Annotated in this window: 10 protein-coding genes; 7 read left to right on the top strand and 3 right to left on the bottom strand. The window is 73.0% G+C overall.

The genetic code is table 11. From position 1 onward, the window contains the following. Positions 1-2: 2 nt before the first annotated feature. Together tgmB and ABZ898_RS18450 are read left to right on the top strand one after the other, a co-directional pair. Entirely contained in the window at positions 3-986 is a 984-nt protein-coding gene (tgmB, locus tag ABZ898_RS18455) for an ATP-grasp ribosomal peptide maturase (protein ID WP_361659435.1), read from the top strand. 44 nt (positions 987-1,030) lie between these two features. Continuing rightward, positions 1,031-1,921 (top strand): Gfo/Idh/MocA family oxidoreductase, encoded by an 891-nt coding sequence (locus tag ABZ898_RS18450; RefSeq protein ID WP_361659431.1) that lies wholly within the window; start codon positions 1,031-1,033, stop codon positions 1,919-1,921. A 53-nt stretch (positions 1,922-1,974) separates the two neighbouring features. On the opposite strand, the gene ABZ898_RS18445 is transcribed toward ABZ898_RS18450, so the two are convergent. Continuing rightward, a complete protein-coding gene (locus ABZ898_RS18445) occupies positions 1,975-2,883 on the bottom strand; it encodes a GNAT family N-acetyltransferase (RefSeq protein WP_361659429.1) in 909 nt (302 codons plus the stop codon). Between the two features lie 227 nt (positions 2,884-3,110). Here ABZ898_RS18445 and ABZ898_RS18440 point away from each other — a divergent pair, with 227 nt between their 5' ends. Beyond that, positions 3,111-4,217, top strand: coding sequence for a PP2C family protein-serine/threonine phosphatase (locus ABZ898_RS18440; protein ID WP_361659426.1), 1,107 nt, complete (start codon positions 3,111-3,113; stop codon positions 4,215-4,217). Positions 4,218-4,331: 114 nt separating this feature from the next. Next, a complete protein-coding gene (locus ABZ898_RS18435; protein ID WP_361659423.1) occupies positions 4,332-5,564 on the top strand; it encodes a serine hydrolase domain-containing protein in 1,233 nt (410 codons plus the stop codon). Positions 5,565-5,680: 116 nt separating this feature from the next. On the opposite strand, the gene ABZ898_RS18430 is transcribed toward ABZ898_RS18435, so the two are convergent. Continuing rightward, the gene (locus tag ABZ898_RS18430; RefSeq protein ID WP_361659420.1) at positions 5,681-7,213 is read right to left on the bottom strand and encodes a helix-turn-helix domain-containing protein; all 1,533 of its coding nucleotides are present in this window, start codon (positions 7,211-7,213) and stop codon (positions 5,681-5,683) included. 260 nt (positions 7,214-7,473) lie between these two features. On the opposite strand from ABZ898_RS18430, the gene ABZ898_RS18425 reads away from it, so the two are divergent. From ABZ898_RS18425 to ABZ898_RS18415, 3 genes are all read left to right on the top strand, one after another. Beyond that, the gene (locus ABZ898_RS18425) at positions 7,474-8,118 is read left to right on the top strand and encodes an L-threonylcarbamoyladenylate synthase (RefSeq protein ID WP_361659417.1); all 645 of its coding nucleotides are present in this window, start codon (positions 7,474-7,476) and stop codon (positions 8,116-8,118) included. Next, on the top strand, positions 8,115-8,870 hold the full coding sequence (locus tag ABZ898_RS18420) for a dienelactone hydrolase family protein (RefSeq protein ID WP_361659414.1): 756 nt from the start codon (positions 8,115-8,117) through the stop codon (positions 8,868-8,870). The genes ABZ898_RS18425 and ABZ898_RS18420 overlap by 4 nt, the downstream gene beginning before the upstream one ends. Before the next feature lie 146 nt (positions 8,871-9,016). Next, positions 9,017-10,213, top strand: a complete 1,197-nt coding sequence (locus tag ABZ898_RS18415; RefSeq protein ID WP_361659411.1) for a glycoside hydrolase family 64 protein — start codon at positions 9,017-9,019, stop codon at positions 10,211-10,213. Between the two features lie 60 nt (positions 10,214-10,273). On the opposite strand, the gene ABZ898_RS18410 is transcribed toward ABZ898_RS18415, so the two are convergent. Continuing rightward, positions 10,274-12,679 carry a M4 family metallopeptidase gene (locus ABZ898_RS18410; RefSeq protein WP_361659408.1) on the bottom strand — a complete coding sequence of 802 codons (2,406 nt, stop codon included), beginning with the start codon at positions 12,677-12,679 and terminating at the stop codon, positions 10,274-10,276. Positions 12,680-12,803: the final 124 nt, after the last annotated feature.

Genomic DNA, 12,803 nt, shown 5'->3' with positions numbered 1-12,803 from the left:
CGATGACCGTGCTCATCCTGACCAGTGACGAGGACGTCACGGCGGACATGGTGGTCCTGCGACTGGGCGAGGCGGACGTGCGCGTCGTCCGGTTCGACCCCGCCGATCTCACCAACGGGGTGGCGCTCACCGGCGAGTACGCGGGGGACGGCCTGGGCGGCCAGTTGTCCGTCGGCGGGCGTCTGGTCGGGATAAGCGGCCTGCGCTCCATCTGGGTGCGCAGGCCGGGCGACGCGGCCGCGCGTGCCGCCCGGCCGTCCTCCTGGCTGACCCAGGAGTCGGCACAGGCCCTGTACGGCATGCTGCGGTGCAGCGACGCCCGCTGGATGAACCACCCGGACGCGGCGCGAAGAGCCCGGCACAAGCCCTGGCAGCTGCGGCTCGCCCAGCGCAGCGGGCTGCCGGTCCCGGCCACCCTGATCACCACGTTCCCGGAGACGGCACGGGAGTTCGCCGAGCGGCACCGGGACGTGGTGGTCAAACCCGTCTCCGGCGCGCATCCGCAGGAGCCGCCGCGCGCGGTGCCGACCAGCCGGGTGGCGCCGGGCACCGACTTCAGCGCGGTCGCCTTCGGCCCGACGCTGCTGCAGCGGCGGGTGGACAAGCGGGCCGACATCCGGCTCACGGCGGTCGGGGACCGGCTGCTGGCGGCGCGCAAGGCGGTGGACCCGGACGCCCATCCCGACCACGTGGACGTCCGTTTCGCCCCGTCCGTCTCCCCCTGGCTCGCCACCGATGTGCCCCCGCGCGTGGCGGCGTCGGTCCGCCGCTACCTGCGGGGCGCGGAACTGTCGTACGGCGCTTTCGACTTCGCGGAGGACGCGGAGGGGACCTGGTGGTTCCTGGAGTGCAACCAGTCGGGCCAGTTCGGTTTCGTCGAGCTGGAGACCGGTCAGCCGATCGCGGAGACGATCGCACACTGGCTGGCCGGAGACGACCGGCCGCTTGATCCTTATACCCGCGAGGACAGGGGCGTCCTGCCCTGATGTCGTGGACGGCGGCCGGGAGGGCCGGGAGAAGGGAGCGCGCGATGCGCATCGGACTGCTGGGAACGGGCCCCTGGGCGCGCACCGCACACGCCCCGGCACTGGCGGGCCACCCCGGGGTGGACTTCGCCGGGGTGTGGGGGCGCCGCCCGGAGGCGGCGGCCGCGCTGGCCGGGGAGCACGGGGTACGGGCGTACCCGGACGTGGACGCGCTGCTGGCCGACGTGGAGGCGGTGGCGATCGCGCTGCCGCCCGCCCTGCAGGCGGAGTTGGCGGTGCGCGCGGCGCGGGCCGGCCGCCATCTGCTGCTGGACAAGCCGCTGGCGGTCGGCGTGGCCGAGGCGAGGGCGGTGGCCGAGGCGGCGGAGCGGGCCCGGGTGGCGTCGGTGGTGTTCTTCACCACCCGCTTCCAGAAGGAGCCGGAGGCGTGGATCGAGGAACAGGCCGCGGAGGCGGGCTGGTTCACGGCCAGGGCGCAGTGGCTGGGCTCGGTGTTCACCAGCGACAGCCCGTTCGCGGCCTCGGCCTGGCGGCGGGAGAAGGGCGCCCTGTGGGACGTGGGCCCGCACGCGCTGTCGGTGCTGCTCCCGGTGCTCGGTGACGTAAGGCAGGTCCTGGCGGCCGCGCACGGCCCCGCCGACACCGTGCATCTGGTGCTCGACCACGCCACCGGGGCGTCGAGCACGCTGACGCTGAGCCTGTCGGCGCCTCCCTCGGCGGCGGGGGCCGATGTCGAACTGCGGGGCGAACCGGGGGTGACGCTGCTGCCGCGGAGCGCGGAGGGGGCCGTGCCCGCCCTGGCCCGTGCGGCCGACGCGCTGGCGGCCGCCGCCCGCACCGGGCGGCGGCACGCCTGCGACGCCGCGTTCGGCCTCAGGGTCACCGAGATCCTCGCGGCGGCGCAGGCACGGCTCGACGCCGGTCCGGCCGACTAGGGCCTCTCTTCCGGATCTTGCCGACCCGAGCCGGCCTGATCCGGAAGGGGGCGTCACCCGGTGGCCGGTTCCCCTTCGGCCCGGAAGTTGACGCGTTCGCGGACGACGGGGTAGCCGGCCCGGGTGAAGTGGGCGGCCATGGGGAAGTTGCCCTGGTCGGTGGCGCCCGCGACGAAGTCGGCACCCTCGGCGGCGAGGAACCGGGTGCAGTCGGCCAGCAGGTCGTAGGCGTAGCCGTGGCCGCGCTGCTCGGGGACGACGCCGATGAAGCCGACGCAGTGCCCGGAGGGGTTGCGGGCCGGGATGTGGATGCCGGCGAGTTCGCCGTCCGGGGTGCGGGCGACGCGCCACCACTGCCGGGGCGAGGGGAACCAGTGGAAGATGTCCAGCTCCTCTCGGGCGGCCAGTTCGACACCGCCGCGCGCGATGGCACGCAGGGCGTGGGCGTCCAGGGTGACGGAGTGGATGCGGCGCAGCGCGTCGAGGAACACGGTGTCGTCCGGTTCCGGGGTGAACTCCAGGCGTCCGGGCTGCTCGGGCACGCCCAGGTCGGGGGTCCAGCGGTAGACGAAGCGCTCCACAAGGGGCTCGTACCCGGCGAGGCGGGCCGCCGCGCCGCGGGTGGCGACGGCGGCGGCCAGGGCCGGTTCGTCCCGCCAGCCGGGGGGCAGGTCGAGTTCCAGCTCGGGGGTGGTCCAGGGCGCGGTGCGCAGCAGCTCGGCGCCCGCCTCCTCCTCGCCCTCGGCCACGTCGAACCAGTTGATCAGCAGCGGTGCGGAGTCCTCGGCGCGGGCCCACCAGGCGGCGCGGGCCACGGGGCGTCCGTCGCGCAGGGCGACGCGCTGCCAGTCGGGGCGGTAGAGGGTGGTGCGGTGCCGCTCGGCCAGACCGAGCGGGTCGGGCAGGGTGTCGAACAGGTGGGCACTGCTCTGGTCGAGCGTGCGGATGACCGGTGCGGTCAAGGTGTCCTCCGGGAGATGAGCCTGCGCTGTGGCGGCGCTCCCGGTCCGGTCAGGCGTGGCACACCCGGATGACGGAGGGGAGGGAGCGCGCGATGGGGATGTGCATGTCGCTCGCCTCCTTCCTGGTCCGTCTCGGGCGTGCTGCGGCAACAGTAGGGAGCGCCGGCGCGCGCGTCCAGGGATTTACGGGGCGGGCGGCGGGGGCGGGCCCGGCGTAGCGTGGGCGTGTGAGATCGCTGCGTGGCTGGTCACCGGGGCGAGCGCGGGAGCGGCGCGGCTGGCTCCGGGGTGCTCCGCCGCCGCTGTGGGTGCGGGTGCTTCCCGTCCTGCTCCTGATCGCGGTCACGCTCGCCACGCTCGTCACGCCGCACGCGAGCGATCTGGGTTTCCTGCTCGGCGCGATCCCGCCGCTCGCGGTGCTGTCGTACGGGCCGCTGGCGACGGCGGCGCTGTGCGCGCTGGTGATCGTGTCGCTGATCGTGCCGGTGACCCATCTCGACCGGCCGGGCGACACCGATCTGCTGACCATCGCGTTCGTGTCCCTGCTGAGCGTGTTCGTCTCCTTCGTGCGCAGCCACCGCGACGCCCAGCTCGACACGGAGCGGGCGATCGGCGAGGCGGTGCAGCGCGCGGTGATGCCGCCGCTGCCCAAGCGCGTCGGCGGTGTCCGGTGCGTGGGGTTCAGCCGGGCCGCGCAGGACGGGACGCTGCTGGGCGGGGACTTCTTCGACGTACGGGACGGCCCCTACGGGGTGCGGGCGGTGATGGGGGACGTGCAGGGGCACGGGCTGTCGGCGGTCCGGACGGTGGTGGCGCTGCTGGGGGCGTTCCGCGAGGCGGCGCTGGACCAGCGGACGCTGGAGGCGGTGGCGGCGCGGATGGACCGCAGGCTGGTGGTGGACTCCTCCGGGGTCCGGCACGCGGAGCTGTTCGCCACGGCCGTGCTGCTGGAGTTCTCCGCCGACACCCGGACGGTGCGCGTGGTGGCCTGCGGGCATCCGCCGCCGGTGCTGCTGCGCGCCGGGCGGGCCAGGGAGCTGACGGTCACGTCGTGTCCGCCGCTGGGCATCGGGCTGCTGGGCGCCGATCCGCCGAAGGAGGTCACGGTCACGCTGGACTCCCGCGACCGGCTGCTGATCGCCTCTGACGGTCTGTGGGAGGCCCGGAACGCCGCCGGCCGCTTCTACCCGCTGCCCGAGCGGCTGGCCGCGCTCGCCGGCACCGAGACCGCCGGGCTGCCGGACGCGCTGTGGGAGGACGTACGGCGGCTGGGCCACCGGGTGGACGACGACGCGAGTGTGCTGGTCCTGGCCCCGGAGCGGCCGGCGTGCTGAGCGCTCACCCGAACGGCCGACGGGCGGGGCGCGACACGCGCTCCTATGCTGTGGGAACAGGCCCCGACGTCAGGCCCGCCGCAGGTCCGGCTCTCACGTGCTTGGAGTCAGCCCATGCCCCTTTCGTCAGCACGCCTGCGCCGGGGGATCGTCGCCGCCGTCGCGCTCGGCACGCTCGCCGCCCCGCTCGGCGCCGCCCCTTCCCTCGCCGCGACCGCCGTGGCGCAGTCCCCCAGCCCCTCTCCCTCGGGCCCGGCCGTGCACGCCCTCACCCCGGAGGTGACCGGCCGGCTCGACGACGCCGTCCAGCGCGTGATGCGCGAGGCGGGCATCCCCGGTGTCACGGTCGGAGTGTGGACCCCGGACAAGGGCGAGTACGTCCGCTCCTTCGGCGTCGCCGACAAGAGCGACCGGCGCGAGATGTCGCCGGATCTGTACATGCGGATCGGCAGCGAGACCAAGACCTTCACCGTCACCGCGCTGCTGCAGCTGGTCGACGAGGGCAAGGTGGGCCTCGACGACCCGATCGGCAAGTACATGGACGGCGTCCCGAACGGCGACAAGATCACGCTGCGTCAGCTCGCCGACATGCGCAGCGGCCTGTTCAACTACACCGAGGACCCGGACTTCGTGAAGGCGCTCACCTCGGACCCCACGCGCTCCTTCACCCCGCAACAGTTGCTGGACTACTCCTTCAAGCATCCGGTGCAGTTCCGGCCGGGCGCGAAGTTCTCGTACTGCAACACCAATCTGATCCTGCTCGGTCTGGTCGTGGAGCAGCGCGGCGGGCAGGCGCTCGGCGACTACATCCAGCAGCACGTGCTGGACCCGGCCGGGATGACCCGCACGTCCTTCCCGCAGGGCGCGGAGTTCCCGAAGCCGCACGCGCAGGGGTACACGAACCAGACGGCGGACGGGAAGGTCGCCGAGACGGCCGGCTGGAACCCGTCCTGGGGCTGGGCGGCCGGTGCGATGGTCTCCGACCTGGAGGACCTGCGGACGTGGTCCCGTACGGTGGCCACGGGCCGCTTCCCCGACGGGGAGCAGATGGTCTCCCCCGCCACCCAGCGCGAGCGCCTGACCACGCCGCCGACCGGGTATCCCGGTACGGGCTACGGCCTGGGCATCTTCGACGTGCACGGCTGGATCGGCCACAACGGCTCGCTGCCGGGGTACGAGTCGCTGACGGTGTATCTGCCCGCGGCGCGGACCTCGCTGGTGGTGCTGCTGAACACCGACATCACGCACGACGGCCAGGAGCCGAGCACGCTGGTCGGACAGGCCGTCACGGAGGTCATCTCCCCGGACCACGTCTTCGAACTCCCGGCACAGCACGCCGGCCACTAGACGGATCAGGGGCACGACCGGTCCCCCGCTCCGGTCGTGCCCCTCGGACCGCCGAACCTAACGGCGGGGCCGGGCGATGGCCATCGCAGTACTGCCCGGTTCGCGCCGTTGAGCACTCACCTGTGCACAGACACGTCCGCTTGGTCCCGGTTCGCTCCGGCCTCGGGGGCGGCGAGGGTGCCGTCGGCGAGGTGGGCGAGGACCACCTCGTACAGGTCGCCGCCGCCCGCGAGGAGCTGGCGTTCCAGTACGGGTTCGGCGGCGCGGACGTGGTCGCGGACGGTCTGCGCGTGCATGCCCCGCTGCCTGGCGGCGCGTTCGGCGTTGGCACCGGCCGAGATCCAGGCGCGCAGGGTGCCGCGCAGGTCGCGGCCGTCCCCGTCCAGCCTGCCCAGCAGGTCCCCGGCCCAGTCCCGCAGCGGGGCCGAGTCGAGCAGGTCGGCGAAGCGGACCCCGGGATGCGGGTGCCCGGTGGCGGGGTCGTAGGGGCCGTGCGCCGCCTCGGTGAGCAGGGCCAGGCGCAGGACGGTGCGGGTGGTGAGGTCGGTCAGGTCGGTGTCCAGCAGGGTCTGGAACCGGTCCATGCGGGCGCGCACGGTGTTGCGGCTGACGCCGAGCACCTTGGCGGCGCTGACGGCGGTGAAGTCCAGGCCCAGCCGGGTGGTGGCCAGCAGTTCCGCACGGGTGTGGTGGGGCAGGGCGTCCAGCGGGCGCAGGGTCCGGGCGGACCAGGTGCGCAGCGCGGCCGGGTCCAGCAGGCGTTCGGGGTGGGTGCGTTCGGCGTAGACGGCACTGCGGCCGGGGCTGAACCGGGCGACGGCGAGGGCGCTGATGGCCTGGCCGTAGGCGGTGGCGGTGCGGGCGAGGCGCTGGTGGAGGCTGCCGCCGAGGTAGGTGCCCGGGCGGTCGGCGACGAGGCCGCGCAGCCGGTCCCCGGCCGTAGGAGCGGGGCTGACGACGATGAGGTGGCCGTCCATGGCCGGGCAGCGCACGACGAGCGCGCGGCCCTCGGTGAGGTCGGCGCATTCCTCGGCGAGGGCTTCGCGTCCGGCGGGCGCGACCTCGACGACGTAGACGCGGGCCGTGTCCTGTTCGAGGAGGCCGGGCCAGAGTCCGGCGGCGACCCGACGGGCGGACACCACGTCCTCCACCATGAGCAGTTGCAGGATGGCCAGCCGCAGATCGGCGGAGGCGCGCCGCAACCTCCGGGCGGAGCGGGCGAGTTCACCCGCGCGCAGCAGCAGGCCGAGGACCGAGGCGGTGCGGTGGACGATCTCGGCGGCGCGCCGGTCGAACGGCTCGCTCCGGGCCACGGTCAGCACGGCGCGCGCCGCGCGTCCGGGGCCGGGGTGCCGGATGCCGACCAGCTGGACGTGGCGTCCGGCGTCTTCCAGGGCGGCGGCGGAGATCCGGCCCGAGGCGACGTCGGCGCGCGAGGAGGCGTCCACGGGAAGGTGCCGGCCGGCGAGGAGCCGGCCGTCGGCGCTCTCCAGGCCGACGTCGGCGCGTACGGTGCGGGCGAGCCAGTCGACGGTCCGGCGCGGGTGCCGCACGGCGGGGCGCAACTGGTCCAGGAGCTGTTCCGCCCAGGTGGCGGTGGTGTCGTGCGGCGGTGGGGCGTGGGTGCCCTCATCGGCTCGGGCGGCCACGTCGCGCTTCTCCTCGTCCCCGTCTCGGCCCAGGTGTTCGACGGTCGACGTTACCCGACACCCCCCGCGCGCGTCGCGGATCGGACGTGCGAGGACCCCGCCGGTGGCCTGGGGGGCCTTGGCCACCGGCGGGGACGGCGGGGCCCGGAGCGGGGGGCCTGCTCCGGGTGCCTCGGTGTGCGGGTGCCCTGTCCGGAGCGTCGTACGCCTGGCCGGTGGGGGTGCGCGGGCGGGGGACGGTGACGGCTTAAGCTCGGCGGATGGCCAAGTACTTCGACGTGCACCCCGACAACCCGCAGCCCCGCGCCGTGGCGCAGATCGCGGACGCCGTCCGGTCGGGGTCGCTGATCGCCTATCCCACGGACTCCTGTTACGCGCTGGGCTGCCGGCTGGGCAGCAAGGAGGGCATGGAGCGCATCCGGTCGGTCCGCAAGCTGGACGACCGGCACCACTTCACCCTGATGTGCCAGAACTTCGCGCAGCTCGGGCAGTTCGTCCGCATCGACAACGACGTGTTCCGGGCGGTGAAGGCGGCGACGCCGGGCAGCTACACCTTCATCCTGCCGGCCACCCGCGAGGTGCCGCGCATGCTGCTGCACCCGAAGAAGCGGACGGTGGGGGTGCGCATCCCCGACCACGTGGTCACCCAGGCGCTGCTGGCCGAGCTGGGTGAGCCGCTGGTGTCCAGCACGCTGCTGCTCCCCGACGAGGAGGAGCCGCTGACCCAGGGCTGGGAGATCAAGGACCGGCTCGACCACGTGCTGGACGCGGTCGTGGACTCCGGGGAGTGCGGCACCGAGCCGACGACGGTGGTCGACTTCTCCAGCGGCGAGCCGGAGATCGTGCGGGTGGGCGCCGGGGACCCGGCGCGGTTCGAGCAGGAGAGGAACGTCAGCTCGTCATGACCGAAGTACTGGGGACGGATGTGACCGTCCCGACGCCGGACGGCGCCGCCGACGCCTATGTCGCCCGTCCCGCCGACGGGCGGCCCCGTCCCGGTGTCCTCTTCTACCAGGACGCGTACGGGCTGCGGCCCTGGCTGAGGGCGATGGCCGACCGGCTGGCCGCCGGCGGGTACGCGGTGCTGGTGCCCAACGTGTTCTACCGGCACGGCCCGGCCCCCGTGGTGGAGCTGCCCGAGTTCATCGACCCGCCGTCCGACCCGACGATCTGGGAGCGGCTCGGCCCGCTGGTGCACTCGCTCACGCCGGAGCAGGCCGAGCGGGACACCGGGGCATACCTGGAGTGGATGGCCGGGTCCGCCCTGGTGGCGGACGGGCCGGTCGCGGTCACCGGGTACTGCATGGGCGCCCGGCTCGCGCTGCGCGCCGCGGCCACGCATCCCGGGCGGGTGGCGGCCGCCGCCGGGTTCCACGGCGGCAACCTGGCCACCGAGGCGCCGGACAGCCCGCACCGGGGCGCCGGCCGCATCACGGCCGAGCTGTACTTCGGCCACGCGGACCAGGACCCCTCGCTGCCCGCGGAGCAGATGCGGCGGCTGGAGGACGCGCTCACGGAGGCCGGGGTGCGGCACACCAGCGAGGTGTACGAGGGCGCGCCGCACGGCTACACCCAGAAGGACACCTCCTCCTGGGACCGAGCCGCCGCGGAACGCCACTGGGCGGCGCTGGAATCCCTGCTGCGGCGCACTTTCTGACGCCGGCTCCGGCCCGCGCGGCGTCACGGAACGTGTTCGGTTCAACTGATTGACACGTCCGTGACACACAAGCACTCTGAGAGCGCTCTCAAAAAGGTCCGGACCAGCGTCCGTGCCGCCCCGAACCCCCACACGGAGGTGGAGAGTTGACTCGAAGAATCGCTCGTTCCGCGCTGTCGGCCACGGCCACGGCCGCCCTGGTCGGATCGGTCCTCACCTTCGGCGCCACCGGCACGGCCAGTGCCGCGGTGCCGGACACGATCCCGCTCCAGATCACCAACAACTCCGGCCGCTCCGAGCCGGTGTACATCTACGACCTCGGCACCCAGCTGTCCTCCGGACGCCAGGGCTGGGCCGACGCGGGCGGCACCTTCCACGCCTGGCCCGCGGGCGGCAACCCGCCGACCCCGGCGCCGGACGCGGCCATCGCCGGGCCGGGCCCGGGCCAGACGACGACCATCCGGATACCGAAGTTCTCCGGCCGGATCTACTTCTCCTACGGCCGCAAGCTGGACTTCCGCCTGACCACCGGCGGCCTGGTGCAGCCGGCCGTGCAGAACCCCTCGGACCCGAACCGGGACATCCTGTTCAGCTGGTCCGAGTACACGCTCAACGACGCCGGGCTCTGGCTCAACAGCACCCAGGTGGACATGTTCTCGGCGCCCTACGCGGTCGGCGTCAAGCGGGGCAACGGCCAGGTCGCCACCATCGGGCACCTCAAGACGGGCGGCTACTCGGCCGTCATGAACTCCCTGCGCGGCAAGTCCGGCTGGTCCGGCCTGGTGCAGACCCGCTCGGACGGCACCGTGCTGCGCGCCCTGTCCCCGCTGTACGGCGTGGAGACCGGGGCGCTGCCCGCGAACGTGATGGACGACTACGTCAACCGGGTCTGGTCGAAGTACTCCTCGCAGACCCTGACCGTCACGCCGTTCACCGACCAGCCGAACACCAAGTACTTCGGCCGGGTCTCGGGCAACGTCATGAACTTCACCAACTCCTCCGGCGCGGTCGTCACCAGCTTCCAGAAGCCGGACGCATCCAGCATCTTCGGCTGCCACAAACTGCTGGACGCGCCCAACGACCAGGTGCGCGGCCCCATCTCCCGCACCCTGTGCGCCGGTTACAACCGCTCCACGCTGCTGAGCAACCCCAACCAGCCGGACAGCTCGAACGCCGGCTTCTACCAGGACGGGGTCACCAACCAGTACGCCAAGGCCATCCACGCCCAGATGGCCGACGGCAAGGCGTACGCGTTCGCCTTCGACGACGTCGGCAACCACGAGTCGCTGGTCAACGACGGCAACCCGCAGCAGGCGTATCTCACGCTGGACCCGATGAACTGACGGGGAACGCGAAGGGTCCCGCACACCCGTGTGCGGGACCCTTGTCGTGCGGGGAGGGGATCAGCCGGTCGTCAGGGCGGTGTCGTCCACGACGAAGCTGGTCTGGAGCGAGGAGTCCTCGACCCCGGTGAACTTCAGACTGACCGTCGAGCCCGCCAGCGAGGACAGGTCGAAGGACTTCTGGGCGTACCCGGTGGCCTTGTTGAGGTTCGAGTAGGTCGCCAGGGTGGTCGAGCCGGCCGTCAGCGTCAGCTTGTCGTACTGAGTGCTGGTGGTCGTCTCGGCCGAGTCGACGTGCAGGTAGAAGGTCAGGGTCGCCTTGCAGCCCGCGGGGATGGTCACCGACTGGGACAGCGTGTCGGTGTGCGAGGAGCCGTAGCCGTCGAGCCACGCCTTGTACGAGCCGCCGTGCGCGGCCTGCCCGCTGTCGTTGGTGATGACGCCGCTGCTCGCGCTCCAGCCGGTGCTGCCGGACTCGAAGCCGGGGTTGGCCAGCAGCTGGGCCGCCGAGCAGCCGCCGCCGGTGGCGCTGACCGTCCAGGAGAAGGCGGCCGTGCCGGTCTTGCCCGTGGAGTCGGTGACGGTGACGGTGGTGCTGGAGGAGCCCGCGGTGGTGGGCGTGCCGGAGATCAGGCCGGTCGAGGCGTTGATCGACAGCCCGGCCGGGAGCCCGCTGGCGCTGTAGCTCAGCGCGCCGCCGTTGGTGCTGGAGGCCTGGATCTGGAGGCTGACCGCCTTGCCGACGGTGGCGGACTGGCTGCCGGGGTTGGTGACGGTCACCCCGTCGGCCGGCGGGTTGATGTGGCCGCCGACGGCGATCCCGGCGAAGGCGTTGCCGACGCCCGCGTACTGCGCGGAGTTGGTGCCGTAGAGCGCGGAGGCTGCGTTGAGGGCGGCGGTGCGGGCACCGGCGTAGTTGGTGGTCGACGTCATGTACGTCGTCAGCGCCTTGTACCAGATCTGCAGGGCCGCGGCCCGGCCGATCCCGGTGACGGCGACGCCGTCGGCGGTCGGGCTGTTGTAGGTGACGCCGTTGACGACCTTGGTGCCGCTGCCCTCGGAGAGCAGGTAGAACATGTGGTTCGCCGGGCCCGAGGAGTAGTGCACGTCGAGGTTGCCGATGCCGGAGTACCAGCTGTCCTTGGACGCGCCGTCCTTGCTCGGCTTGTCCATGTAGCGCAGCGGGCTGCCGTCGCCGTTGATGTCGATCTTCTCGCCGATGAGGTAGTCACCGGGGTCGGTGGCGGTGTTGGAGTAGAACTCCACGCCGGTGCCGAAGATGTCGGAGGTCGCCTCGTTCAGGCCGCCCGACTCGCCGGAGTAGTTGAGCCCGGCGGTGTTGGAGGTGACGCCGTGGCTCATCTCGTGGCCGGCGACGTCGAGCGAGGTGAGGGCGTGGGTGTTGCCCGAGCCGTCGCCGTAGGTCATGCAGAAGCAGGAGTCGTCCCAGAAGGCGTTCACGTAGTTGTTGCTGTAGTGGACGCGGCTGTAGGCGGCGACGCCGTCGTTGCGTATGCCGCTGCGCCCGAAGGTGTTCTTGTAGAAGTCCCAGGTCTCCTGGGCGCCGTAGGCGGCGTCGGCGGCCGCGGTCTGCGGGTCGGAGCCCGCGCCGGTGCCCCACACGTCGTCGGCGTCGGTGAACAGGGTTCCGGTGCCGGAGGTGCCCTTGTTCAGGTTGTACGTCTTGTGGCCGCCGCGCGTGGTGTCGTAGAGCTGGTACGTGGAGCCGGACAGCGTGGTGTTGAGGCTGACCGTGCCGTTGTACTGGGTCTTGCCGGTGCCGGTCTGCACCGCCTGGTAGCGGTGGAGCTCCTTGCCGGTGGTGGCGTCGGTGACGACGTGCAGCCTGCTCGGCGTGCCGTCGTCCTGGAAGCCGCCGATCACGGACTCCCAGGCGAGGGTCGGGGTTCCGGAGCCGGCCCAGATCACCTTGCGCGCGCTGTCGGCGGCGGGCTTGTCCGCCTTGAGGGCCTTGGCGGCCTTCAGCGCCGTCGCCTGCGCCGCGGACTTGGTGACGGCCGCGGTGGTGGAGGCCACCTTGATGGCGCGCTTCGTGGCGAAGGTGGTGCTGACCGTGCCCTTGGCCAGGGAGGCGGGCGGGGTGTGCACCACGAGGTCGCCGCCGAGGACGGGCAGGCCCGCGTACGTGCGCTCGTACCGGGTGTGCACGGTGCCGTCGTTGTCCTTGACCACGCCCCGGACGACCAGCTTCTCCTCGGCGCCGAGGCCGAGGGAGCGGGCGGTGTCGGCGGTGTGCTGCCTGGCGTCCTTCAGCAGCGCGCCGTGCTGCGCCGGGCTGAGCCTGGCTTCCAGGCCCCCGGTACGGAGCTTGGCGTGGGGGGCCGCGGGCCGGGCCGCCGCGGGAGTCGCCTGGACCGCCACGGCGAGGAGGGCTGCCGTGGAGAGCAGGGCGGCCGCGGCCGTGGCCGTCTTGCGGGACGGGGGTCTGTGGGGAAGGCGTCTCACTCGTACTCCTTCTGTGAAGGGAGTGGGGAGGATGCGCGTACGGGGCGAGAATGGCACCTTGACTAGGTCATGTCACCAGGCGACGGTTCAAGCGAGGGTTTTCCCTAAGGGCCCGTCCGGGCAA

It is taken from the genome of Streptomyces sp. NPDC046860 (assembly GCF_040645115.1).
Classification (GTDB): domain Bacteria; phylum Actinomycetota; class Actinomycetes; order Streptomycetales; family Streptomycetaceae; genus Streptomyces.
This window is presented reverse-complemented; position numbering and strand designations above follow the sequence as displayed.